At 42.0% G+C, this 25867-nt stretch carries 24 protein-coding genes; 11 read left to right on the top strand and 13 right to left on the bottom strand.

The genetic code is table 11. From position 1 onward, the window contains the following. Window positions 1–16: 16 nt before the first annotated feature. The 3 genes from prpF to GWK51_RS03245 all read left to right on the top strand — a co-directional run bounded on the left by prpF (window position 17) and on the right by GWK51_RS03245 (window position 3530). Window positions 17–1207: a 2-methylaconitate cis-trans isomerase PrpF gene (prpF, locus tag GWK51_RS03255; protein WP_161932633.1), complete on the top strand. Its 1191-nt coding sequence runs from the start codon at window positions 17–19 to the stop codon at window positions 1205–1207. Between the two features lie 198 nt (window positions 1208–1405). Further along, window positions 1406–2377, top strand: a complete 972-nt coding sequence (locus GWK51_RS03250; RefSeq protein ID WP_216071668.1) for a GGDEF domain-containing protein — start codon at window positions 1406–1408, stop codon at window positions 2375–2377. Window positions 2378–2621: 244 nt separating this feature from the next. Continuing rightward, a complete protein-coding gene (locus tag GWK51_RS03245; RefSeq protein ID WP_100242515.1) occupies window positions 2622–3530 on the top strand; it encodes a polyprenyl synthetase family protein in 909 nt (302 codons plus the stop codon). A 110-nt stretch (window positions 3531–3640) separates the two neighbouring features. On the opposite strand, the gene putP is transcribed toward GWK51_RS03245, so the two are convergent. From putP to GWK51_RS03220, 5 genes are all read right to left on the bottom strand, one after another. Then, window positions 3641–5131, bottom strand: coding sequence for a sodium/proline symporter PutP (gene putP / locus GWK51_RS03240; RefSeq protein ID WP_161932632.1), 1491 nt, complete (start codon window positions 5129–5131; stop codon window positions 3641–3643). A 203-nt stretch (window positions 5132–5334) separates the two neighbouring features. Next, a complete protein-coding gene (locus tag GWK51_RS03235) occupies window positions 5335–6189 on the bottom strand; it encodes an SPFH domain-containing protein (RefSeq protein ID WP_100242517.1) in 855 nt (284 codons plus the stop codon). A 14-nt stretch (window positions 6190–6203) separates the two neighbouring features. Then, entirely contained in the window at window positions 6204–6677 is a 474-nt protein-coding gene (locus GWK51_RS03230; RefSeq protein WP_161932631.1) for an NfeD family protein, read from the bottom strand. A 99-nt stretch (window positions 6678–6776) separates the two neighbouring features. Beyond that, window positions 6777–7703, bottom strand: a complete 927-nt coding sequence (locus GWK51_RS03225; RefSeq protein WP_100242519.1) for a patatin-like phospholipase family protein — start codon at window positions 7701–7703, stop codon at window positions 6777–6779. A gap of 60 nt (window positions 7704–7763) precedes the next feature. Next, complete coding sequence (locus GWK51_RS03220; RefSeq protein WP_161932630.1) at window positions 7764–8390, bottom strand: 1-acyl-sn-glycerol-3-phosphate acyltransferase; 627 nt, start codon at window positions 8388–8390, stop codon at window positions 7764–7766. Window positions 8391–8505: 115 nt separating this feature from the next. Between GWK51_RS03220 and GWK51_RS03215 the strand changes: the two genes are divergently transcribed. The 5 genes from GWK51_RS03215 to GWK51_RS03195 all read left to right on the top strand — a co-directional run bounded on the left by GWK51_RS03215 (window position 8506) and on the right by GWK51_RS03195 (window position 14871). Next, window positions 8506–9780, top strand: a complete 1275-nt coding sequence (locus tag GWK51_RS03215; RefSeq protein ID WP_407925955.1) for an MFS transporter — start codon at window positions 8506–8508, stop codon at window positions 9778–9780. A gap of 135 nt (window positions 9781–9915) precedes the next feature. Next, complete coding sequence (locus GWK51_RS03210) at window positions 9916–11031, top strand: porin (RefSeq protein ID WP_161932629.1); 1116 nt, start codon at window positions 9916–9918, stop codon at window positions 11029–11031. A 120-nt stretch (window positions 11032–11151) separates the two neighbouring features. Then, window positions 11152–12828 carry a phosphoethanolamine transferase gene (locus tag GWK51_RS03205; RefSeq protein WP_161932628.1) on the top strand — a complete coding sequence of 559 codons (1677 nt, stop codon included), beginning with the start codon at window positions 11152–11154 and terminating at the stop codon, window positions 12826–12828. Window positions 12829–12843: 15 nt separating this feature from the next. Continuing rightward, a complete protein-coding gene (locus tag GWK51_RS03200) occupies window positions 12844–13524 on the top strand; it encodes a response regulator transcription factor (RefSeq protein ID WP_142769329.1) in 681 nt (226 codons plus the stop codon). Between the two features lie 24 nt (window positions 13525–13548). Then, entirely contained in the window at window positions 13549–14871 is a 1323-nt protein-coding gene (locus GWK51_RS03195; protein ID WP_161932795.1) for a sensor histidine kinase, read from the top strand. Between the two features lie 247 nt (window positions 14872–15118). On the opposite strand, the gene GWK51_RS03190 is transcribed toward GWK51_RS03195, so the two are convergent. Next, window positions 15119–15862: a phosphatase PAP2 family protein gene (locus tag GWK51_RS03190; protein ID WP_161932627.1), complete on the bottom strand. Its 744-nt coding sequence runs from the start codon at window positions 15860–15862 to the stop codon at window positions 15119–15121. A gap of 189 nt (window positions 15863–16051) precedes the next feature. Here GWK51_RS03190 and GWK51_RS03185 point away from each other — a divergent pair, with 189 nt between their 5' ends. Continuing rightward, the gene (locus GWK51_RS03185) at window positions 16052–16747 is read left to right on the top strand and encodes an HAD family hydrolase (RefSeq protein ID WP_161932626.1); all 696 of its coding nucleotides are present in this window, start codon (window positions 16052–16054) and stop codon (window positions 16745–16747) included. A 63-nt stretch (window positions 16748–16810) separates the two neighbouring features. Here GWK51_RS03185 and GWK51_RS03180 read toward each other — a convergent pair whose 3' ends face one another. The 5 genes from GWK51_RS03180 to GWK51_RS03160 all read right to left on the bottom strand — a co-directional run bounded on the left by GWK51_RS03180 (window position 16811) and on the right by GWK51_RS03160 (window position 21659). Beyond that, the gene (locus GWK51_RS03180; protein WP_161932625.1) at window positions 16811–17998 is read right to left on the bottom strand and encodes an ammonium transporter; all 1188 of its coding nucleotides are present in this window, start codon (window positions 17996–17998) and stop codon (window positions 16811–16813) included. A gap of 481 nt (window positions 17999–18479) precedes the next feature. After that, window positions 18480–19205 carry an amino acid ABC transporter ATP-binding protein gene (locus tag GWK51_RS03175; protein ID WP_171334101.1) on the bottom strand — a complete coding sequence of 242 codons (726 nt, stop codon included), beginning with the start codon at window positions 19203–19205 and terminating at the stop codon, window positions 18480–18482. A 14-nt stretch (window positions 19206–19219) separates the two neighbouring features. Further along, window positions 19220–19903 (bottom strand): ABC transporter permease subunit, encoded by a 684-nt coding sequence (locus GWK51_RS03170; RefSeq protein ID WP_161932624.1) that lies wholly within the window; start codon window positions 19901–19903, stop codon window positions 19220–19222. Continuing rightward, window positions 19903–20646 carry an amino acid ABC transporter permease gene (locus GWK51_RS03165; protein WP_100242530.1) on the bottom strand — a complete coding sequence of 248 codons (744 nt, stop codon included), beginning with the start codon at window positions 20644–20646 and terminating at the stop codon, window positions 19903–19905. The genes GWK51_RS03170 and GWK51_RS03165 overlap by 1 nt, the downstream gene beginning before the upstream one ends. 71 nt (window positions 20647–20717) lie before the next feature. Beyond that, window positions 20718–21659, bottom strand: coding sequence for a transporter substrate-binding domain-containing protein (locus GWK51_RS03160; RefSeq protein WP_161932623.1), 942 nt, complete (start codon window positions 21657–21659; stop codon window positions 20718–20720). 641 nt (window positions 21660–22300) lie between these two features. Here GWK51_RS03160 and GWK51_RS03155 point away from each other — a divergent pair. After that, a complete protein-coding gene (locus tag GWK51_RS03155; RefSeq protein WP_161932622.1) occupies window positions 22301–23317 on the top strand; it encodes a molecular chaperone DnaJ in 1017 nt (338 codons plus the stop codon). Between the two features lie 144 nt (window positions 23318–23461). Beyond that, window positions 23462–23830 (top strand): endonuclease domain-containing protein, encoded by a 369-nt coding sequence (locus GWK51_RS03150; protein ID WP_161932621.1) that lies wholly within the window; start codon window positions 23462–23464, stop codon window positions 23828–23830. 48 nt (window positions 23831–23878) lie between these two features. Here GWK51_RS03150 and GWK51_RS03145 read toward each other — a convergent pair whose 3' ends face one another. Next, window positions 23879–24544: an HNH endonuclease gene (locus tag GWK51_RS03145; protein ID WP_161932620.1), complete on the bottom strand. Its 666-nt coding sequence runs from the start codon at window positions 24542–24544 to the stop codon at window positions 23879–23881. Beyond that, window positions 24544–25794 (bottom strand): ATP-binding protein, encoded by a 1251-nt coding sequence (locus GWK51_RS03140; RefSeq protein ID WP_161932619.1) that lies wholly within the window; start codon window positions 25792–25794, stop codon window positions 24544–24546. The genes GWK51_RS03145 and GWK51_RS03140 overlap by 1 nt, the downstream gene beginning before the upstream one ends. Window positions 25795–25867: the final 73 nt, after the last annotated feature.

The raw sequence follows: 25867 nt of genomic DNA, 5'->3' as shown, positions 1-25867 counted from the left end.
GAAGGATTGAACGACAATGAGTTTCGCTCCACAGATTAAAATCCCCGCGACCTATATGCGTGGTGGTACCAGCAAGGGTGTATTTTTTAAGCGTGATGATTTACCAGAAGCGGCTCAAGTCGCAGGCAAAATCCGTGATCAAATTTTATTACGCGTGATTGGTAGTCCAGATCCTTATGCTAAACAAATTGATGGCATGGGCGGTGCAACCTCAAGTACCAGCAAAACCGTCATTTTGGCGAAAAGCACCCAAGCTGAGCATGATGTGGATTATCTGTTTGGGCAAGTCTCGATTGATCAACCTTTTGTGGATTGGAGCGGCAACTGTGGCAACTTAACCGCAGCGGTTGGTTCATTTGCGATTTCCAACGGGCTGGTCGATGCAGCACGTATTCCTGAAAATGGCATTTGCACGGTGCGTATCTGGCAGGTAAATATTCAGAAAACCATTATTGCCCATGTCCCAATCACCTATGGACAAGTACAAGAAACAGGGGATTTTGAACTTGATGGCGTAACTTTTCCTGCGGCGGAAGTGCAAATTGAATTCTTGGATCCTGCGGATGATGGCGAAGATGGCGGTGCCATGTTCCCAACAGGCAATCTGGTCGATACGTTGGACGTTCCAAACATTGGCTCGTTCCCTGCAACATTTATTAATGCAGGGATTCCAACCATATTCTTAAATGCCGAAGACATTGGTTACACCGGTACAGAATTGCAAGAAGCCATTAATGGTGATGCGGAAGCGTTGAAGCGTTTTGAAACCATTCGTGCTTATGGTGCAAAACAGATGGGCTTGATTCAAGACATCGCAGAAGCAACAACACGTCAACATACCCCGAAAATTGCTTTTGTATCTAAACCGAAAGCCTATGTCTCTTCCAGTGGTAAGGCCATTACTGAATTGGATACCGATTTATTGGTACGCGCACTGTCTATGGGGAAACTGCATCATGCCATGATGGGGACGGCGGCAGTTGCAATTGGTACAGCGGCAGCAATTCCAGGCACTTTGGTGAACTTGGCTGCGGGTGGGGGTGAACGCGAAGCGGTACGTTTCGGACATCCATCGGGCACATTACGTGTCGGAGCGCAGGCCATTTTAGAAAATGGTCAGTGGCAAGTGAAAAAAGCCATTATGAGCCGTAGTGCACGTGTCTTGATGGAAGGTTGGGTGCGTGTACCTGAGGATTGCTTAAAATAAGCTTTCTACGCATTGCATTCAAAAGCCCTTATCCAGTTGATAGGGGCTTTTTTTATAGCTTATGCAAAATAAAGAATAAGCAAATCTTAAATTTATATATATTTTATATTCATAAACTATGCGTAATTTATTAGAAATTTTACTTCTCTAATTTTGATAGCATTTTGCGTAGCTTTAACCTGAAAAAATGTATTGATTATGGTTGCTCATTCTATTCAAAACAAAGTTGAAATTGATGCTCATGAAGTATTGAACGCTCTGCCGATGGCAACAGCTTTACTCTCACCGACGGGAGAAATTTTGTTTGCCAATCATTTTTTTGCAGATAGCTTTGCGGTTTCAGTCGAGCAGATTCAGTTCCAGCATTTATCTCATTTTTCCGAGGATTGTGCTCAGGTCTTTGCTCAAAACATGCTGCGTTTTAAGCAGGGATTGTCTGTAGAGCCGTTTGAATATCAATTCTATGGTCGTTATTACTGGGTGATGTTGAAACCGAATTATGCCGAGAGTGGTGAAGTGCAATCGGTGCTTCTCTGTAGCTCCGATATTTCAGATTTAAAGCACAATCAAATTCAGCTTGAAGCTAAGAATCTTGAGCTGAGACGCATCAGTGAAAAAGATCATTTAACAGGCTTGGCCAATCGTCGTGCCTTTGATTTGAAATTAAAGCATTATTTACATGGCATGACCCAGCATGAAACCACAGAACTGACGCTCTTATTGCTAGATGTCGACAATTTTAAGCAACTGAATGATCGTTATGGGCATAGTTTGGGGGATGATGTACTTAAAGCCTTGGCACGGACGTTGCTCAATGTCAGTTCAATTGAAGTCACCCGTAATATTTACCGAGTCGGTGGGGAAGAGTTCGCTATTTTGTTGCCGAATCAATCTTTGCAACAAGGTTGTGAGCAAGCCGAGTTGTATCGCACCGCAATTGAAGTCTTAGGGCAACATTTCCGCGGACAAACACTGCATGATTTTTCTATTTCAGTGGGGGTGGTGCATAGCTCAGAATTTATGTTTGCCCGTCGTATGTATGAGCTGGCTGATGAAGCCTTATATTGTGCCAAAAGCGCTCGTAAAAACTGTGTCTATTATACCGACCATAGCACCTGCTATTCCTATCCCGACCATAAGCTATGCTGTAAGGGGCAATCCTGTACTTAAAGACTTTATCTGATGCGTGTATGGTTTACTATTTAGAAATTTTAAAAAGATTGATTAGACGAGGGGCTTTTGGATAAGAGCAAAGCGATGTTTTGCCTAGAGAAAGATCAAATTAACTTTTCATTAAATTGAGTGCAAGGTGTATGGCGACAATCGCATTTAGCGTACAATCACGGACAATCCGAACTTTGATGGTCGTACAGCAGCAGACTAGGGCTGTATAGCAAAAATACTCGAGGCAAATGTGTCATCTCTAACCGACGTACAAAATAATACCTTGCAACAAGCGCAACAACAGATTCAGCAAGACTTACTTGCTGCATTACAGGCTTTTTCTTTACCAGAGCCGTTAAAAAGTGCAGTGCATCATGCGGTGATGTTGGGTGGCAAACGAGTACGTCCAGCGTTGTGTTATGCCACGGCTGCCATTCGCCCGAACCAAAATCAGGCGGCTGTACGTCGTGCGGCGGTCGCAGTAGAGCTTATTCATTGTTATTCCTTGGCACATGATGATTTGCCATGTATGGACAATGATCAATTACGCCGTGGGCAGCCCACCTGTCATGTGGCGTATGGTGAAGACACAGCCTTATTAGCAGGAGATATTCTGCAATCCATGGCATTTGAAGTGTTGGGTAGTCGTTTGTTTGATCAGGGCGAGGCGGTTGATCAATCGGTGATTCTTAAACAAATGCAAATTCTAGCGACCGCTTCTTCAAAAATGGTCTGTGGACAGGTGTTGGATTTACAGGCTGAAGGCAAGCAAATTGATCAGCAGGCTTTGGAAAATATTCACCGCAATAAAACCGGTGCTTTAATCACCGCGGCAATTATGATGGCGGCTGTGACCATTTTTGCGGGTACAGACCCTGCAATTCCACAATTACGCCAATATGGGCAAAACATAGGATTGGCTTTTCAGGTGCAAGATGACATCTTGGATATTATTGCCAATACCGAACAACTCGGTAAAACGGCAGGTAAAGATGAGCAAGTCGAAAAATCGACTTATCCTGCATTAATGGGCTTAGAGCAAGCCAAAGCATATGCGCAAACCTTGCATGACCAAGCTTTTGCAGCGTTGCAGTTTTTTGAAGGTCAGGCACAAGAATTAGAACAAATTTCTCAGTTCTTATTGGCAAGACAGTTTTAACAGTCAAAGTTCGAACGGAACTGAAAGTGCATTCGGAATTGATTCAATTAAATGCACTTAAAGGAAAACTCTATATCACCCTTAGGTCATATAGAGTTTTTTTTTGACACTTATTTTGATGCTTTGTACAGCTCATCCGCTTGTTCAAAACGATCTGTAATGTCTTTTTCAGGCGCTTTGCTGAATAGACTAAACACGACAATCGCGATAGTTGCACAGATGAAACCCGGAATAATTTCATAAATTCCTGTCGCACCGAAAGCATTCTTCCAGATAATTACCGTGAGTGCACCTGTCACCATACCTGCAAGTGCACCTGTTAAAGTCATGCGCTTCCAGAATAACGACAAGATGATTAGTGGACCGAACGCCGCACCGAAACCTGCCCAAGCGTATGCCACCAGACCAAGCACTTTGGCATCAGGATTACCTGCCATCCAGATGGCTAATAAGGCAATCAGCAATACCATGAGACGGCCCACCCAAACCAATTCTTTTTGAGACGCATTTTTGCGTAAGAATGATTTGTAGAAGTCTTCTGTTAAGGTACTTGAACACACCAAAAGCTGACAGCTTAAGGTACTCATGACTGCTGCTAAAATCGCAGCCAGCACGATACCTGCAACCCAAGGGTTAAACAGCACTTTGGTGAGTTCCATGAATACTGTTTCAGGGTTGGCATTCACCGCAGCAGCATATTCAGGGTGTTGGTGGAAGTAGGCAATACCAAAGAAGCCCGCAGCAACCGCACCTGCAAGGCAGAAGATCATCCATGCCATACCAATACGACGTGCATTCGGAATAGATTTCACCGAGTCAGCTGCCATGAAACGCACGAGAATATGTGGCTGACCAAAGTAACCTAAGCCCCAAGCCATCAGTGAGATAATCGCAACCACGCTTAAGTCACCAAATAGGTTCATGGCTTGAGGACGAGCTGCTTCAAGTGCCATGGTCAATTCTTGCGTATCGCTAAAGCTGAGCAGGGCAACGATTGGGGTCAAAATCAAGGCAAAAATCATTAAAGTAGCTTGAATGGTATCAGTCCAGCTCACAGCAAGGAAGCCGCCAATAAATACATAACTGATGGTTGCAATGGCACTGACCCAAAGTGCTGTTGTATAAGACATGCCAAACATGCTTTCAAATAATCGTGCACCTGCCACCATGCCTGAAGCACAGTAAATGGCGAAGAAAATTAAAATTACACACGCTGAAACAATACGCAGGACTTTCTTGTGGTCGTTAAAACGATTAGAAAAATAGTCAGGTAAGGTGAGGGCATTATGTTGTACTTCAGTGTGAACGCGTAAACGTCCAGCCACCAATAGCCAGTTTAACCATGCGCCAATCACTAAACCGATACCGATCCACATTTCTGAAAGACCAGACAAGAAGATTGCGCCAGGTAAGCCCATGAGTAACCAACCACTCATGTCTGATGCACCCGCCGAAAGTGCAGTCACGAAACTTCCTAAACTACGACCACCGAGGATGTAATCGTCAAAGTTGTTGGTTGCGCGGTAAGCCATCAAGCCAATAAAAACCATGGCAATGATATAAAAGAAAAAAGTGATTAAGGTCGGATTCAGTGAACTCATACGCTTATCCTTGGGAGTTAAATCACAAACTGAAATTCCGCTTTTTGTTAAGATTGTTACAAAAAGCAAACAATATCCTGAAAATAAGCGCGGGATTTAAACATAAATTCACAAAGTTTTCTGTTTTTTTTATTCTAAAAAAAAGAATAGGCAGTCACAAACTGCCTATTCTACTGAAATGCAAAGGGATATCTTTCGTCGGATTAATTGTGACGACCCATGACACCACGAATGGTATTTAAAACATCCGCAGGCAAGACCACGGTCTTGGCATTATTGGATTTCGCCATGTCTTGCATGGCTTTGACATACTGTTCACCCAATAGGTAAGCAACAGGAATTTCTTTATCACCAACCGCAGAAGAGACCATTTCAATGGCACGTTGCGAAGCTTCTGCAAGCACGACTTGTGCTTCTGCATCACGACGAGAAGCTTCAAGGCGACCATCTGCTTCTAGAATAGCAGCTTGTTTCTCACCATCGGCTTTGGTGACAGTGGCACGACGTTGACGTTCAGCCGCCGCCTGTGCTTCCATAGCCGCTTGCATGGTTGGCGAAGGTTGAATATCTTGGATTTCGACGGTTTTTAAGGTAATCCCCCAATCTGCAATATCATCTGAAATGGCAGCTTTGAGTTTGGCTTTAATGTGATCGCGTGAAGAAAGCGCATCATCTAAGTCCATTTCACCCACAATTGAACGTAAAGAGGTTTGGACAAGGTTTTGAATGGCCCATGTGTAGTTTTCAATCCCATACACCGCTTTTTCAGGGGTGGTTAAATTGATGTATGCCACAGCATTCATCAGTAACACTGCGTTATCACGGGTAATCACTTCTTGAGAGGGGATATCTAACACGATATCTTTGGTGGTGACTTTATAAGCCACTTCATCAATATAGGGAATCACAAAGTTTAGACCAGGACTGAGTGTCACATGGTATTTACCTAAACGTTGTACAATCCATTTGTAACCTTGAGGCACAATACGTACCCCTTTGAAAATGGTCACGCCGACGAAGGCTAACAACGCAATAACAATAATAGATCCCGCTGACATAGTTTTACTCGCTTTTATTGATTTTCATTATTTGAACGATGTGGTTGTACCACAAGGTCATTGCCCAGAATGTCGACTACACGAACTCGATCACCTACATTGACGGCGGATTGAGTACGGCAGTTCCATTCATCTGAGCCTAAAACTGGGATAGGAAATCGAACGCGGATTTGCTCATGTTCCATATTGACCTGAATGACCATACCGACTTGACCAATGGTGGCTTCGCGTGAAAGTCCCGCTTTGGTTTTATCAATTGAGAGTGGCTTAATATATTTAAACCAGGCAACGGTACAGAGAATGGAGAGGATAATCCACAACACAAGTTGTGCTGTTGAGCTTAGGGCTGGAAAAAGCCAAAATAAAATACCTACTAAAATTGCGCTAATACCAAACCATAACGCAGCAAAAGCGGGAATGATTAATTCGGACAGCATCAGTAAAACACCGAGCACAAACCAGTGCCACGGTTCAAAAACAAATTCCATACATCTGCTCGTGTATTGTATTAGTGAATAGTGATGAGAAAAGCATCACTATGCACTGTAACAGATGTCTAAGATGATGAAAATTAAAAAAGTGTTTATTTAAAATTTTGCTTTAGGTGCGGGTTTGAATGCGGCAGGAGACTTCTTAAAATTGGTGATCGCCGCTTGAATGGCGGTGATTTTTAGTTGCGCTGCTTTTTCCCCTTCGAGGATGGATTCATTGCTGGCTTTCAAGTCGAGCGTACCCACATGACCGACCTTCGGTTGAATCACCACGTTGGCTTGGTTCAATTCGGTATTGATACTTTGCTGCCCCATAATATTAATGGTTTGATCCAGTACGCCCCACATATTTAGCGGTTTATTGCCTACAGGTCGTGCAGAAATATCAACTGCAATCACAATATCAGCGCCCATGGCTTTGGCCGTGGTCACGGGAATAGGACTGACCAAGCCACCATCGACATATTTGGTGCCACGAATGGTGGTCGGTACAAATACATTCGGAATACTGCACGAAGCACGTACAGCCTGACCCGCATTACCTAAAATAAAGTCGGCTTTTTTGCCATTGTCCAAACGGGTTGCAACAGCAGCAAAGCGAATCGGGAATTTTTCAATCGGTTTGTTGCCTACATTTTTATTGACGTAATCCTGTAGCTTTTGTCCCAGTACAATGCCTTGACTATTTAAGGTCAAGTCACGCAGGTCAGACTCTTGCAGTTGCAAGGCAAGTTGCTGAAGCTGATACGGGCTTTTACCACTGGCATAAATACTGCCGACGAAACTGCCTGCACTGGTACCCGTCACAATTTTGGGCTTAATGCCATGTGATTCAAGCACTTTCAGTACACCAATATGTGCAAAACCTTTGGCACCACCACCCCCTAAAGCAATCGCAATGACAGGCTCACGGGCCTGTACAGGGGTTGTCACAGGTGGTTTGGTTGCGGTTTTATCACAGCCCGCAAGGGTAAAGCCAAGTAAGCCAATTAAACCATATTGGAAAAAACGTAATTGCGTCATTGCACTCTAAACAGGATGAACGTTGCGCACATCAGATCAAATTTTGACTCATATTTCCAGTCACTTTTTGACGAGTGTTTGTAACGGTTTGGCCAACCATGCTGGGTTCTTGGCAGAAAATTGTCCTGCATAGTGCGCCAGAATTTGGGGTAAATCCTGATCAAAATCCCCATTGGGATGGAATACGCCCAAACAGCGAATGGTTTTGTGATCATAATCAAAGGCAAACATGACAATTGGAATCTGCGCGCCAACGGCAATTCGATAAAATCCACTTTTAATCGTGCTGGCACTTTTTCGAGTGCCTTCAGGTGCCATACCCACCCAAATTTGATCTTTATCCTGAATAATTTGAATGATTTGCTGTGTGAGTCCATGCGGGCTAGCGCGATTTACAGGAATCACTCCGATCCAATCTAAGAGGGGCTTAAGTGGCGTTTTAAACAGCGTATGCTTACCAAAAACGGTTATTTGTATGCCTAATCCTAACAATGCGCTGAAGCCATGCCAGGCATCGATATTGGAGGTGTGCGGCGAAATAATCGCAACAGCTTTTGCCAAGTCGGGAAATTCTCCTTCAAATGACCAGCCTTGTGCCAGAAATAGTCGACGGAAAAACTGTTTCGAAAAGGCGCTACCTCGCGCGGGCACGTGCGGCGGCAAAATGGGAAAATGCTGCGTAGACATAGCCTTGTCATCCTGACAAATATTCTTGGTTTTTCTTGATATTACGCTTTCGGAAATCGTGCTTCATTGGCAAAATGTGCGCTTGGATGTGCAGAAATGCTCACCAATGAGCGCCATGTCCAACATCACAGGATTGCCAGATATGCCAATCGCACAGAACGTTTATTTATTGCTGTTTTCATTGTACTGGGCGCAAGGCTTACCTGTGGGGTTTATGACGCATGCACTGCCTGTCATTCTCCGAGCAGAAGGGGTATCACTGGCGCATATTGGCGGTTTTGGACTGCTGATGCTGCCTTGGTCAATTAAAATTTTATGGGCACCTTGGGTGGATCGAGTGGGTCATTCACAGCACGGGCATTATCGGAGCTGGATTATTCCCATGCAGTTGCTTTCAGTCGTTGTATTAATTGTCCTGTCATTTTTACCCATTCATGCACTCGATCAACCTCAATATCTATTGCTGTTTTTTATCACCTTGCTCAGTTTGAATTTTGTTGGTGCGACTCAGGATATTGCGACTGATGGACTTGCCGTACGAATTTTAAAATCTGAACAGCAACATTGGGGCAATACTATTCAAGTCATTGGCTCTCGTTTGGGGTTTATTGTCGGGGGCGGTGCCATACTCTGGCTGTTGGATGGGTTTGAATGGCAGATGACGTTTTTGCTGTTAGCGGGATTGGTCTTGCTGAATACATTACCCGTGTGGCGATATCGGGAGTCTACACAAGTTCGGGTGGTACATCCGCCTTCAACTTCATGGCGACCAAAAAGCAAAGCCATTGCTGAGTATTTAACATATTACCGTAGCAGTCCCACGCTATGGCGATGGCTTTGGGTGCTACTCACCTTTAAGGTGGCAGATGGACTGGCAGGACCTTTACTGAAACCTTTAATGGTTGATCTGGGATTGAGTTTTAGTCAAATTGGTGTGTATGTCACCATGCTGGGTGCAGTAGCTGCTTTATTTGGCGCGGGCTTGGCAGGTGGATTGCTCAAAATGATGCGCCGTTCGCAAGCATTGTGGTTATTCTCAGGCTTAAAAATTATCTCACTGGCTGCTTATGCTTGGCTGGCTTATCAATACGACCAGCAACATGCGGTTTCCACTATTGTTATTTATGCGATTAATGCTGCGGAAGATGCAGTTTCAGCCATGCTGTTGGTGGTGATGTTGACCTTAGTGATGCAATACAGCCGAGAAGAATTTGCTGCGACGGATTTCACGTTTCAGGTTGCTGTCATGGCGACAGTGAGCGGTGTACTTTATAGCTTGAGTGGTTTGATTGGTGATGTTTTAGGCTATACAAATTATCTATTTTTGATCGTTTTTATTGCAATTCTCTGCCTTGTTACAATTTTCCGATGGGTGAAATCCGAAAAATAATATTACAATTCAGTTGCTTGGTTATTGTTAGCCTAAAGTATTAAAACATATATATAAATAAAAATTTAATCCTTTTGTAATATGTGACTGCAATGTAATATTTGTAACAAAATTAACACCAGGGAAAATGATTCAATGAAAACCAAAATTGCAGCAGCGATTGCTTTAAGTTTGTTAGCGGGTTCAACTTTTGCGGCACCAACGTTATATGGTGAAATTGATGCGAGTGTGGACTATTTACCAGAAGATAACGCATCAGGCACTTCGGACAAAGATGTAGTTGAATTAAGTTCAAATAGCTCTTACATCGGTATTAAGGGTGATGAAAAACTTACAGAACGATTAAGTGCTGTTTATTTGGCTGAATGGTCATTCAGTGCGGATGGTGATAGCACTGATTGGGGTATGCGTAACCGTTACGTGGGTTTAAAAGATGCTAAATTGGGTACTGTAAAAGTTGGCGCGCACGATACCCCGTTAAAACAACTTTCTGGTGTTGTGGATACGTTCAACAATTATGTTGCCAATAAAGCAGACATCACAGGTATTATGACGGGTGAAACTCGTCTTGCGAATGTTTTAGTTTATGAAGCACCAGCACTGACATTACCTACAGGCGCAGTTAAATTCAATGCCTTACTTGCAACTGGTGAAGATAAGGGGATTGATACAAGTAAAGGTGCTTATAAAGCCGGTGGTCGTGGTTTAGGCGATACTTGGTCAGCATCTTTGGTGTATGACAGCCCAATGTTTGTCACAGGTGTTGCTTATGACAAAGCAGTTCCAACTAAATTTTTAGGTCGTGGTTTCGATAACGCATCGGATCCAGAAGTTTCTGTAACTTCACTTTCTGCTGCGGCAAATACTTTACGTGCAATTGGTCGTTTAAATCTACTTGATAATAGCTTGGCAATAAAAGCACTTTACCAAACTTCTGAGGTTGAAAACGCGAAAGGTAATGATCCTGATTCTTCATTTATTGATGAAGCTCAAGGCTGGTTAGTGGGTGCGGAATATAATTTCCCATCAGCAAAAGCTTGGACAGTGAAATTGCAGTACAGCGCAAACTCTACTAGCTTTAAGAACAATGCTGCCGATGACTACGATGCTGACCAAATTATGGCCGGCGTAGACTATGCATTCAGCAAGCAAGTGAAGTTGTATGGTTACGGTGGTTACTTAACGCTCGAACAAGGCAATGATGAAACTAAACAACCTGTTGTAGGTACTGGCTTAGAATTCAAATTCTAATTTTTCATAAAAAATCCATTCAAAAGGACGGTGCAAAAGCAGCGTCCTTTTTTTATTTTAAGTCAGGTTTAAGTTTCAATTTATAGATTAATAAGGATATTGATCATCGAACCGCTCAAAATGAATTTGACCCGCCTCGAACGACTAAAACAGTTTCTTCCGCCACTGGCTTTACATCAATTTAACTTGCTGCTTGCACTTTGGCTGGGTATTGCGCTGAATTTTGCATTTTATAAACAAATCCAAATCCTCACTCCATACCAAGGGCTGAAAGCCTATGCATTTTTATCTGCAACGGTCTTGGTTGTGGTGGCACTGTATAACGTGGTGTTGCAACTGCTGCAATGGAAATGGAATGCTAAAATTCTGGCATTGTTCTTGGTTTTTGTTGGCGGTTTAACCGCTTATTTTGTAAATAGTTTGGGGGTGGTGATTTCACCCGGGCAAGTCCAAAACATGATGCAAACCGATACAAAAGAAGCATTGGATTTATTTTCCATGCAATTTGTAGTGTGGAGTGTGTTCATGGTGGTCATCCCGATGGTTGTGATTGCACTGATTAGCATTGAACACAGACCGATATCGAAACAACTGTTGAGCAAGGGTTTACATATCGTAAGTTCTTTCGCCGTCATTGGTGGCTTACTGTTTGTCTTCTATGTCGATTTTGCAGCAATTTTCCGTGAGCATCGCGATTTAAAAGGCATGATCTCGCCGCAAAATACTATTGCTTCGACCTTATCGTATTATCGTAAACAGAAACCAAAAGAAAATTTGCCATTGGTGACCTATGGTACAGATGCACATCGCGTGATTAACACCAGCGCAGCGTCTATGCCGAAATTGATGGTTTTGGTGGTTGGTGAAACAGCCCGTGCTGAAAGTTTTTCTTTAAATGGTTATGCGAAAAATACCAATCCAGAATTGTCTAAGCAAAACGTGATTAACTTTAGCCAAGTTAGTTCTTGTGGTACAGCTACAGCAATCTCCGTCCCGTGTATGTTCTCTGGCATGCCGCGTAAAGATTATGATGAGCAATTGGCAGGTCATCGCGAAGGTTTACTCGATATTGCGCAACGTGCAGGTTATAAGGTGACATGGATTGATAATAACTCAGGCTGTAAAGGGGCTTGTGACCGTGTCCACAAGTTTGAAATTCCAGCGGCATCAAAACAAAAATGGTGTGATGCTGAAGGCGAGTGTATGGATGAAGTCTTGGTGGATAGCTTGAAGGCTTATGTGGCGAGCATTCCAGCGCAAGATAAGACACCACAGCTGATTGTGTTGCATCAGATGGGTAGTCATGGTCCAGCTTATTACAAACGCTCTACGGAGAAGTTCCAGCCATTTAAACCAATGTGTGCAACCAATGCCATTCAAGGTTGTAGCCGCGATGAGTTGCTGAACAGTTATGACAACTCGATTGTCTATACAGATCATATTTTAAATCAGGTAATTCAGACCATTAAAGCAGTGCCGAATTATCAAACGGGCTTCTGGTATTTATCAGATCATGGCGAGTCTACGGGGGAAAGCGGGATGTATTTGCATGGTGCACCTTATGCCATTGCGCCGGTTCAGCAAACCCATGTGCCGATGATTATGTGGTTCTCACCAGCATGGCAGCAGCAGAATGCCAGTCAGGTCAATTGTTTAACTCAGCAAAAACAAGCCGTACGCAGTCAGGATAATTTATTCCCAACGTTATTGTCGATGCTTGAAATTAAAACCCAAGTGATTGATGATAAAAATGATATGTTAAAACAATGTGCAAACAATCTAACAGGCAAGGCATAAGTCGGGATAAGCAAAATGACCACAATCTTAATGATCGAAGATGATTTCATGATTGCTGAATCCAGCAAGACCTTGTTGCAGTTGCATGATTATCAAGTGGAATGGGTCAACAACGGACTTGATGCACTCAAGCTGTTACAACAGCAAAGTTTTGATGTGGTGTTGTTGGATTTGGGGTTGCCGATGATGGATGGCATGCAAGTCTTGGCAAAAATCCGACAAAGCTTCCCAAGTTTACCTGTTTTGATTATTTCGGCACGCGATCAGGTGCAAAATCGAGTGGATGGTCTGAATCAGGGGGCAGATGATTATCTAGTCAAACCCTATGAATTTGTAGAACTGTTGGCGCGTATGCAAGCTTTATTGCGTCGTAGCTCGCATGAGGTCGCGCCATCCAATGAAATGTCCAAGCTACGTTATGGCGATTTGGTGTTGGATGTAGAACAGCATATCGCCTTATTGAATGGGCAAGAGTTGGAACTGTCCAATCGTGAATGGGCGATTCTGGTACCACTGGTCAGTTATCCCAATAAAATTTTTTCCAAAGCCAATTTGGAAGATAAGCTGTATGACTTCGACAGTGAAGTGAATAGCAACACCATTGAAGTCTATGTCCATCATTTGCGTGCAAAGTTGGGTAAAGATTTTATCCGTACCATTCGCGGGATGGGTTATCGTTTAGGTAAACTGGATTAAGCTTTTATGCAGACACTGCACACCATGCCAACGCAAACATCGTTAAAGAAACGCTTATTGATTTTTGTTTCAGGTTTTAGTTTGCTGTTGGGGGGCGTGTTGATTGCAACGGCATACTGGATTTCATTGGGTGAACTGGATGAAATTCTGGATGCACAAATGCAGAACCTTGCGGAACGCGTTGCCGCACATGACCCAGCACCCATCAAAAGTCATTTTGATGTTCACAAGCGCTATCATGAGGAAGACTTGTTTGTGGATGTCTGGGAAAAGCAAGAACATCCGCAACATCAGTTTAACTTGCTATTACATGGCATAAATCATGCGGGTTTTTATGACCGTTCCACCACGCAAGGGGTGTGGCGCATGTATGTCCTGCCGACTGAAAAGTATCAAATACAGGTCAGTCAGCCGCATTCAGCCAGAAGTCATCTAGCTTTGGAACTGGCCACCAGCATGTTTGTGCCTTATCTGGTGATGATTCCGTTTATTTTATGGGGTTTGGGCTGGGTAATTTTACGCAGTCTACGGCCGATGGACGAATTTAGACAAGAAATTGCCCGCCGTGATCTGGATGAATTAACCCCGATTAAGCTGAATCGTTATCCTGTGGAACTCATTCCTACAATTCAGGAAATGAATTATCTGTTTGAACGGATTGAGTCGGCACAACAAGAGCAGCGCCAGTTTATTGCAGATGCCGCCCATGAACTCAGAACACCGATTACTGCGCTGAATTTACAAATGCAGATTTTATTGCGTGAGTTCCCAGAAAACACGGCACTGGAAAATTTGAGCCAAGGTTTAATCCGTATTCAGCATTTAATCAGCCAGTTACTCGATTTAGCCAAGCAAGATGCCAGTAACCTGCACAGCATGCAGCAACAACCATTTTACTTAAACCAAGTGGCAGTGAATTGTGTAGAGCAATTGATTCATGTGGCTTTACACAAAGATATCGATTTGGGCATGGAGCGCCAAGAAGAGGTTCTGGTGAATGGCTTGGAGTCTGCGGCTCGTTCCATTATTTATAATTTGATTGATAATGCGATTAAATACACCCCTAAAAATGGCGTGATTAATGTCTCGATTTTCTCTCAGGGCAATGATGCCATCATTCAAGTGGAAGACAGCGGTCCTGGCATTGACCCTGCCTTATATGAGCAGATTATGAAGCGTTTTTATCGTATTCATCATCATTTAGAGATGGGCAGTGGGCTAGGGCTTTCGATTGTGCAAAAGGCAGCAGAACATTTGGGGGGTAAAATACAGTTCGGCAAAAGTCAGACTTTAGGCGGCTTATTTGTGCAAGTTCAGTTTCCTAAACAAGTCCAATCAGATGAATAATCTTCACTCAGCTGGCAGCGCTTTTTCTAAAGCAAAAGCTGTATTAAATAATGCTGCTTTAGTAGTGCCAATTCATAAGTGCTTCAATTGATTTAGGGCCTTGAGCCTCCACTTCCATGTTTGTATCGTCTAATCTAAAGTGAAAAGAAATAGGCAGATAGAAGGATGCTTTGCGGACTTTAATCACTACTAAGTCTCATCAAGGTAACAGTTTCCATAATCCTGACAACTGTGGCAAGACAAAGTTTTAAGCGGCTTCTTGCACCTGATCTGTGACTGGCTGAGGCATAACCGCAGTAGGTTGAACAGTTTCTACAGATTGAGCAGGCAGCAAGCGTTTATAAAACAATGGATAAAGCGCCACGTTACAGCACCAAACCACCCAAGCTGTCCATAAATTATGACTGAGGAAGTGCGCGCCACGCATCATTTGTGCCCAGCCCATTGCAAAGCCCAAAATTAAACCCGCAATAAGATAGAAGTAAGCACGTTTTGGAGCAGCTTTACGAAAGGCAAAGAAACCCGTCATTAAGGCAAAGCCTGTTGCCGCATGACCACCTGGGAAGCAGTGCCCATGACTGAGGCTAAAGTTCCAGAGAAAACCTGTTGCTGTGGTTTGGGTCATATTCCAAGGGCAGGCGTGCCCCGATTGTGATTTAAGAATTCCCACCACACTGGTGCTTAAAATTAAAATCCAGAACAGATAAGCATATTGCCAACGTTTTGCTGCTAAAGCTTTGACCTTAAAGCTGGCTAGCCAAAGCGTGACAAAACTGACATCACACAGAATTAAAAGGTTTTTGACATATTTATGATTCAGGGTTTCCAAGAACCAGTCATGACGCCATGGAAATTGACCATGTAGCCCCGCCCACGGCTGAATCAACATCAGGTCGAGTTGACCCGCAACAGGGAAAAGCAGTTGCAGTAGGATAAAACTGAACAGCAAAATCAGTCCTTGCTTGAGGCTAAAACGTTGTAATTCAGACATGGTCATGCAAACGGTATTTGGATGACTTTAATTAGAGCAAAGCAAACTTAAAGTGGACTTAACTGAACCTTAAAAGCACGTCGCTGGGCTGATTTGCTTCACAGATTTTATGCAGAACTTCCTAGAAAATCTGTCATGTAAAGCGACTGGAAAATGCTAGATTAGAGGTAAAAGTCAGCAGAGCATGTTATGTCTATTCGTGCAGTATTATTTGATTTGGACAATACCTTAACCCACCGTGATCAAAGTATTCAGCGCTATAGCGAATTTTTACTGCAACAATATCAGTCGCAGTTATTCGCCCATGATCTGGACAAAATCCAGCAGATTATCCGCCGTATTGATAATGGCGGTTATCCTCAAAAAGAACAGCTAACCCATCCGAGTATTGGGGCTTCGATTGCGCACGCTTTACGACAAGAGTTGGATTGGCAAACTGAAGTCGATTTTCAGGAGTTAACCCAGTTCTGGTTTAAGTACTTTGGGCAGTGTGCCGTCGCCATGGCAGGAGCTGTGGATCTATTAAAAATGTTAAAGCAGCAAGATTATGCTTTGGCAGTGGTATCGAATGGTGGGCATGCCACCCGCTTGAATATTTTAGATGGACTCGGGTTTAATGAATATTTTGATGTGATTGTCAGTTCCGAACTGGCAGGCATCAGTAAGCCCCATCAGCAGATATTTTTGCATACGGCTGAAAGTTTAGGCGTGCAGCCTTCCGAGTGTATGTTTATTGGTGATCATCCTGTGAATGATATTCGCGGTGCGCAACAAGCAGGTATGCAAGCCATCTGGTTACAAGGCTTTCACCCTGAAGATGAACGTCTAGAGGTGCCTCGTATTCAGCAGTTGCATGAGTTAAGGGCCTATTTAGAACCACGATAAAATTGCAGACATAAAAAAAGCGATTCCTGAGAATCGCTGCGCAACATGCGTAAATTGAAAAACTTAAAACATACTGTCATCGGAGTTGGCTGAAATTTTGTGGATGGATAAATCGGCGCCACGGAATTCATCTTCTTGCGATAAACGAATGCCAATACAAGCTTTTAAGCCGCCATACACTGCAAATCCACCTGCAAGTGCAACGACGATGGCGAATAGGGTACCTATGATTTGTGACATCATGGAGACACCACCAATCCCGCCTAGCCATTGTTGACCGAAAATACCCACTGCGATGCCACCAAAGGCGCCACAAATACCGTGTAATGGCCAAACGCCCAACACATCATCCACCTTAAGTTTGTTTTGGGTATAGGTAAAGAACTTCACAAAAATGATGCCTGCAATCGCACCAATCACCAATGCACCAAAAGGATGCACTATATCCGAGCCAGCACAGATGGCCACCAAGCCAGCGAGCGGACCATTGTGTAAGAAGCCTGGGTCATTTTTACCAATCATATTGGCAGTCACAGTACCGCCGACCATCGCCATCAACGAGTTAATCGCCACCATACCTGAAATAGCATCTAAACGCTGTGCACTCATCACGTTAAAGCCAAACCAGCCCACAATCAGAATCCATGAACCTAGTGCAAGGAAGGGAATAGACGAAGGAGGATGAGCACTGACACGCCCATCTTTTTTATAACGACCATGACGTGCACCTAACAGGATCACGGCTGCCAAGGCAATCCAGCCGCCCATAGCATGAACAACTACAGAGCCTGCAAAGTCATGGAAGGGTGCACCAAAAGTGTGCTCTAACCATGCTTGTACACCCAAATTGCCATTCCAGACAATGCCTTCAAAGAAAGGATAGACCAAAGCCACCAGCAATAAAGTCGCGATGGCTTGGGAACGCATTTTGGCACGTTCTGCAATGCCGCCTGAAATAATGGCAGGAATTGCCGCAGCAAAGGTCAGTAAAAAGAAACAGCGCATCAAGTTATAGCCATGATCTGCTGCCAAGGTTGCACCCATATGGAAGAAATGGTGTCCATAGGCAATGTAGTAACCTACAAAAAAATAAGCCATCGCTGAAAGCGCAAAGTCTGTCAGGATTTTACTTAAGGCATTGACCTGATTTTTATGTCGAACTGTTCCTAGTTCTAAAAATGCGAAACCGGCATGCATTGCCAGTACCAGCACTGCTCCTAGCAGTAGAAATAATAAATCGATATCTTGCATAGTTTGCTCGAAAAAAGTGCTAAATACGATTTTAGGCACAAACTTGGGAAGGTGATTTGCACCAAAATAGTTTAGTAAATCTAAAAATTGGAGTTCAGCAACAAAATACTCCGTTCAGAAAAATACCTAAGCAAAAAATGCACCAATTCTGATGAAAATACGATTTATTTGGTGGAAAATAGTGCGTATTGACTTAAAAAGGTGCTGTAATTTGCATTTTTAGAGTATGAAAAATAAAGATTTCAAATGAATTAAATGTAAAATCAAAATGATAAATTGACTTATTGTTCAGGAAATACATGCGACTGATGGTCTATAGTGTGGCACAACGTTCAGGCTGAATGGTTTGAAGGTATTGGAAGCGTTTAGGCTTCCAGCTTGGTTGATGTCAGCGATAGGCAATCGAAATGTGTGTCGCATAAAGGGCAAAAAAAGGAGGGATCAAGTGGAGCATGCTCGTTCCACTTGATGCTGTTTGGGCTTAGTGCAAGATCTTATCTAGGAACTGCTGCGCGCGTTCACCGCGTGGCGTATTAAAGAATTCATCTTTGGAACAGTCCTCCACAATTTTACCTTGATCCATAAAGATAATGCGATTCGCCACTTGGCGGGCAAAGCCCATTTCATGGGTGACACACATCATGGTCATGCCTTCTTTGGCCAGACCGACCATCACTTCGAGCACTTCATTAATCATTTCTGGGTCAAGGGCAGAAGTCGGCTCATCAAACAGCATGGCAATCGGGTCCATACTCAAGGCACGGGCAATCGCGACACGCTGTTGTTGTCCACCCGAAAGCTGCGCTGGATATTTGTTGGCTTGCGAACTCAGTCCAACCCGATCTAAATAGGCGAGTCCTTTTTTCTTAGCTTCATCTGCACTGCGTCCTAATACTTTAATCTGCGCAATGGTCAAATTTTCAGTAATGCTCAAATGTGGAAATAACTCAAAATGCTGGAACACCATACCGACACGGCTACGCAATTTGTTCAAATCAGTTTTCGGGTCGGCAATTGGAATACCATCCACATAAATTTGTCCCTGTTGAAAGGGTTCCAAACCGTTTACGGTTTTAATTAGGGTCGATTTTCCTGAACCTGAAGGACCACAGACCACCACTACCTCACCTTGGCAGATTTGAGTGGTGCAGTCGGTAAGCACCTGAAATTGTTGATACCATTTACTGACATTTTGGAGATCAATCATTACTTTTTTATCACTCATACTTTTAATCTCCGTTGTAATCTTTTCACCGCAAAGGTCGCCAAGGCGCTGATGCTAAAGTAGACCAGACCTGCAAACAGAATGTACTGGGTAAGTAAGGACATCAGGTCGCCGCGGACGTAATTGGTGCGGAAAAAATCCAGCAAACCTATGGCGTAAACCATGGTGGAATCTTGGAACAAAATAATGGTTTGTTGCAGTAATAGCGGGGTCATTTTGCGAAAGGCTTGCGGCAAAATAATCAGGCGCATGGACTGGCTATAACTCATGCCCAAGGCATAAGCCGCAGCACTTTGCCCTTTGGGAATCGATTGAATCCCTGCACGCACAATTTCCGAAAAATAGGCGGCTTCAAACAGCATAAAGGCGACAATACTCGAGACCAGTGCAGTGTCGATAGTCAGATAATTGCCTGTAAATGCGGTATAGAAAAACGGCACCGCAAAGTAGAACCACATCAGTACCAACAGCAGTGGAATAGAGCGGAACAAATTGACATAGGCTTGGGCAACCAAATTCAGTGCCCGAATGGAAGACAGGCGCATTAATGCCAGCAAGGTGCCAATAAAAATCCCACCGACTGTCGCAATACACACCACTTTTAAGGTAATGCTGAGACCATGCCATAAGGCAGGTGCAGAGAGATGTAAATCTTGAAGAAATGCAGTGAGCCAGTCCATTATTTATCTCCTGCAATTAAACCTGGAATGCGTAAGCGTTTTTCCAGAAAATTCATAAATTGAATAAGGCAGATATTAATCACAATAAAAATAATGGTGACGTAGGTATAAATCTCGATGGTGTTTTGGGTGTACTCGCTGATGGTTTTCATTTGCGAAATAATTTCTGCGACCCCGACCAAAGAAGCGACCGAGGTATTTTTCACGCAGTTGGTCAGTTCAGAGCTTAATGGCGGCAGAATGGTACGGAATGACTGTGGCAAAATAATGTAACGGTACAGTTGTGCCGTACTAAAACCCAAAGCATAACCTGCATTGACTTGACCCGTTGGCAGGGCTTCAATGCCTGTACGCACTTGTTCGCAGACCCGTGCTGCGGTAAATAAGCCCAAGCCAATACTGGCCGAGATCAGGGCGCTGGTGCTGGCACTCAAGTCATTCACCCACCAATCTTTCAGCCCCGCAGGGAGAAAATTCGGCGCCACATAAAACCAGACAAACAGTTGAATCAACAGCGGTACATTACGAAAAATGGTCACATAGGCGGTGCCAATAGCACGTGCCGTTTTATTCGGAAGCGTACGCATAATGCCGAGCAGACTGCCCAGTACAAATGCGATAGACCATGCCACAATGGCGATGACCAGTAACCAGCCCAAGCCTGTTAAAATCCAGTTGAAATAGCTACTGTCCCCGACACCTGTAGATTGAAATAATACGCCCCAGTTCCAGCTATAGTTCATAGGAGCTCCAGTGTCTAAATCAGGTAGGCAAGTGCACTACCTGATGCATATGAAATGGATGATCAGCACAATTACTGATCACGGTCATGTGGTGCACTAATCAACGCTTTTAGCTGTTCAGACATCGGGAAGTTCAGGTTAATGTTTTTCGGTGGGATTGGCTGCTCAAACCATTTGTTATACATGCTATTAATTTCACCTGAGCTGTAGACCGATTTAATCGCATCGTCCACTACTTGCTTAAATTCAGGATCGCCTTTTCTGAGCATACAGCCATAAATTTCATGCACTGGTGAAGTACCAACAATCACCCAATGCTCAGGATCTTTGGCTTTAGATTTTTCCCCTGCAAGTAAAATGTCATCCATCATAAAGGCAGCAGCACGTCCGTTTTGCAGCATCAAGAAAGATTCGGCATGGTCTTTGGCAGAAATAATTTCACCAATGCTCAGTTCTTTTTCATGTTGGCGAATATAACGCTCTGACGTGGTGCCTGCGGTAGTCACCAGTTTTTTGCCTTTTAAGTCAGCAAAGTCTTTTACCCCAGAATCTTTAGCGGTGAGTAAGCGAGAACCGACTTCAAAAAAGCCCACCGAGAAATCGACTTGTTGCTGACGTTCTTTGTTGTTGGTGGTGGAGCCACATTCTAAATCGACCGTGCCATTCGACACCAAAGGAATACGGTTTTGACTGGTGACCAAGTTATAGCGAATTTTCAAATCGGGCATATTCAGCTTTTGCTTAACGGCATCGACCACTTTAAGTTGTAAATCATGCGCATAGCCCACAGGTTGATTTGGATTGTCGGCAATATAAGAGAATGGAATGGAAGAGTCGCGATACCCCAGCACAATGGTGCCTGATTTTTTAATTTTCTCCAGTGTTCCTGACGCTGCTGTCTCTTTGCTGCCTGCATCACCACTGCTAGGTGGTTTGTCGCCACTACAGGCACTTAAACCGAATGCGAGGGTACTGGCACAAAGTAGGGAAGTCAGGGGCCGTTTGAATAACATAAGTAAAACTCCTTGTGTTTTATTGTCATCATTTGCTTTATTTATTGACTGAATATCCATCAGCTTATTCGTTATTGCATGCACAGCTGTTTGTCTGACAAGCAGCTTAAACTTCATCTTAGCGCGAGTTTTCATCACTTGCGAAGCTCAGATTGTTGATGCTTTGTTAACGTTAACTGCTTAAGTTTTAAACAGATTTAAGTCTGATGTATATCACTTAAGTAGAACAAAGCAGATTCTGTGCCTGCAAGGTATTGTGTGTTTAAATAACATACTGTTTTTAATAAAAATAAACAATTGCTTGTTCAGTGTTTTCATTTCTTTAAATACGAAATTATGACTTTAATGATTTTAAGTCTATGTTTTAAAAACACTTTATTTAATACGGAGAGTTTTGGGGAGCAATTAGCACAACATCTGCCAGATTGTCGAAAATGGGACATATAAATAGTCGCAAACAGATTTAGAAAATAAGATAGTGCAATTATCTAAACTTTAGGCGTGACAAGGCACAGTCATTGCGCAGGGGATATGTTGTGGATGCCATTATGGCTTTGCAGTGGATGATGCTGCGCAGTTGAGTACTGTCCGATGGTTAAACTTGTTATAGTGGCTGCATTGTTTTAGCGTGTGAATCGGCAATGTCCTTCGATCTTAAAGTCAGCATTCAGAAAAGGGCTGAAAAGTCTCCACAGCAGAAAAAGCTGAATCGCCTGATAGATAAAATTGAACAGCAAAAAATCAGCCTTACTACATGGCAAAATGCCCAAGCCGAAATTCAACAGCACACGCGGCAAAAACTCCTGCCTGTATATAGTGAACTGCATGCGGTGCTGTTTCAGCAGCTCGATCAGCTTTGGCAAGTCTTGCACAACCACGAATTTTCCAAAGCGGATATGCATCAACTGGATGAAAGCATTGCCCAGCGCGCACAGATGCTGAAGCATTCCAAAATGCTCTCCAATGAACAGCAGCAACAAGTCGAACAAATCATTCGTTTTTATCAGCAACATGCGCAGCAGTCCGCCAAGAAAACTAAAAAGGTGCAGCAGTTAAAAGTTGATTTGCCTGTAAGTGATGATCAAAGTGCCTCGTTTGAAGATGACTTTGAACAATACGCTGCCGAGCAGCAACAGGCACGTGAACAAGCCAAACAGCAAAGACAACAGCAGAAAAGGGAACAAGCGGAGCAGATGGCAGCGCAGTCGCTGAAAACCGTATATTTAAAAATTGCTGCGATGATTCACCCCGACCGTGAGCAGGACGAAAGCAAGAAAGCAGAAAAAACTGAGTTGTTCCAACAAGCCAGTCAGGCGCATGAACAGCAGGATTTGTTTTATTTACTCAAACTTCAGTTACAGCTTGAACAGAATAAAGGCGTAGGGGCAAAAGAGTTATCTGCGGAGCAAGTGAAGTTTTATAAGTTAGCTTTGGATGCGCAAAGTCAGCAGCTTGAAAGCCAAATTAGTGAGATTTTAGATTCTTTTCAGTTGGCGAATAAGGTGAAAGCAGAGCATGTGCATATTAGTGATGTGTATAAAGCTATAGACGCCGATTGTGCTGAGTTAAAGCAGCAGTTGAAGTGGGAAAAAGAGCGTCTAAAGCATATGAAAAAGGTGAGTGGGGTAGAGATATTGTTGGAGCATGGGGCTTTGTAAGCTTTTTTAAAAGCACCTCTCCCTAACCCTCTCCTAGAAGGAGAGGGAACGTTGTGTATCGAATAACTATCAAATTCACAAAGGATGCTCCCTCTCCCTTTGGGAGAGGGTTGGGGTGAGGGTAATCTAAATGGAAAATAAAAAATGAAACTAGACCCACAATTATTAGAATTCGCCAAAACTATGAGAAGCAATGCTACTGATGCAGAACATCTCATGTGGCAATTACTTCGTGCTAAACGATTTATGAATCTTAAATTTCGCAGACAGCATGTGATCAAACCCTATATTGTGGATTTTTACTGCCATGAGTTGGGTTTGGTCATTGAGCTAGATGGTCGTCAGCATGGTAGAGATGATGTGATTGAATATGATGCTGAACGAACTAAGTTTTTAGAGGCTTTGGATTTAAAAGTAGTAAGGTATTGGAATCATGATGCTTTAAACAGAACTGAAAAAGTATTAGGTGATTTATGGAGTATCTGTCTTAAGAGGAAAAGTAACTCTCCCTAACCCTCTCCTATGAGGAGAGGGAATATTGATTAATCAAGTCAAATGCTCTTAAGCCTCAGCAAGTAAAGCAGATAATTTATGAACTTCATTTAAGCGGCTACTTATAAGAGCTTGAATATCTTGCTTAGATAATGTTTGCTTTGAATCGAGCAATTCATCTGTCACTTCGATCGTTTTGAAACTCACATTATCCCAATCACTATAACTTTGAAAAAAGCGACTCAAGTTGCAAAACTCTATAGTTTTTGCACCCTTATCGGTTTTCTTGATCAGAAAATGATGATTGGGGTTAGCTGTTTTTTTAATTTGAATATGATCGTCATAATTATCATAGAAAGGATGGATAAAAATATATTTGTCAGAACCTTTTGGCAAATTTTTAACATTTGTGTTTCGTGATTTATGAGGATTTTTATTTCCTTTTGCAGAATTACAATCGACACAACTTACTATGAGATTTTCTGATTCAAATAAAAATTTTGTATAGAGTGATTTTGGTAAAATATGGTCTATATCCCAATATCTACCATGTTGAGACGGGATCTGATGCCTACAGTAGAAACATATATTATTGGTTTCTGTTAAATAATGAGCGCGAATTAAACTTTTAAGCTCTAGAATTTCTTTACATTCCTTATTCCAGAATGTGTGATCTTTTTTATCATAAGTATCAATGTATTCATTAAATTTTGAAGGAATAAAAAATATTTTCATTATTTAACCTCAAGATCTAATAAAACTTCAACCAAGGTTTTTACTTTATAATTTTCTTGAAATTTCTCTTCATAATATAGTTTTTTAACTAATTCCTTTGTATTTATCTCATCTTCATTTAAGGTGGTGTCAGTATTTAATTTGTTTAGAATAATAAGTATTTTTCTTAATAAATATTCGTTGTTATTTCCTGGGGAGCTGAAAACTTCAGAAAGCTGAAAGTCGGCAGATCTATTCATTATTTCCTTAGTATTTCTTAATTCATTTGTATTTAGGTTTAAGATAAATGAATTATCACATGTCAGATTTGAAACTACTTGAGGAGAGTGAGTAGCTATTAAAAATTGGCAATTTTTATAACTTTTTGAAATTGATTCAATTAGATTAATAATTTCTTCTTGCCATTGTGGATGTAAGTTAACTTCGGGTTCATCGATACAAATAAGCGCATTATTTTCTAATTCGCAGATTAATGCGAGACCCATAGAAAGAATTGCTAACTGACCAGAACTTAACTCTCTATAATCTATCTTTTTATCTGATTTTTTGTCGTGCAAATAGATTCTAAAAATATCTATAACCTTTAATAAAATTAAATCAATTATTGTTGAATCCAAATATGCTAATTCTTCTAAAGAAATTTCTAAAGAATTTATTTCTTCTAGTTTTTTTATAATATCAGTATGATCTCCATCTAAGTTTTTTATTTTTTCTAATATGTTTTTCCGTATTACTAATCTAATTATTAATGAGTTATCAAGTTTTAAAAAGTTTAAAACTTGAGCTAATTTATTGTAAGTAAAACTACTATTTTCTTTTATTTTTAATAGGAGTTTGGGTGTGAGTTTTTTTACGTCCATGTAAATATTTGATTTAAATTTTGTTTTTAATCCTCTGGATTTTTGATAATTTAAAAAAATTTCTATTATGCTATCATAGTAAGAGTTAATATTAACTCCATAACCACCAATTGATTCATTTGTTGGAAATGGAAGTAATTTTGTGTAATTAATGAAATTTTCTCTATTTTTGGGAAATTTATTATATGAAGTATTTGTTATCGCGATAACTTTTTTATTTATAAAAAAGTCTTCGCTTAAATTTTCTCTAATAATTGAACCTAAAAGTCTACTTTTACCAATTGAATTTTTTCCAATAACTACGGTAAAAACATTAGTATTTTTAAAGTTTTCATTAGGTAGTATATTGATATTTTTTTCATCAAAATGAAACTGAGTAATAAAAGTCATATTTTCTTAATTAAATCATAAAGGGCTGAATAATCAGCCCTTTATATTACAGATTAAATCTTAGTCTTTAAAG

Source organism: Acinetobacter kanungonis (assembly GCF_009939195.1).
GTDB classification, from domain to species: Bacteria; Pseudomonadota; Gammaproteobacteria; order Pseudomonadales; family Moraxellaceae; genus Acinetobacter; species Acinetobacter kanungonis.
The sequence above is the reverse complement of the archived record's forward strand: the minus strand, read 5'-3'. Positions and strand labels throughout refer to the sequence as shown.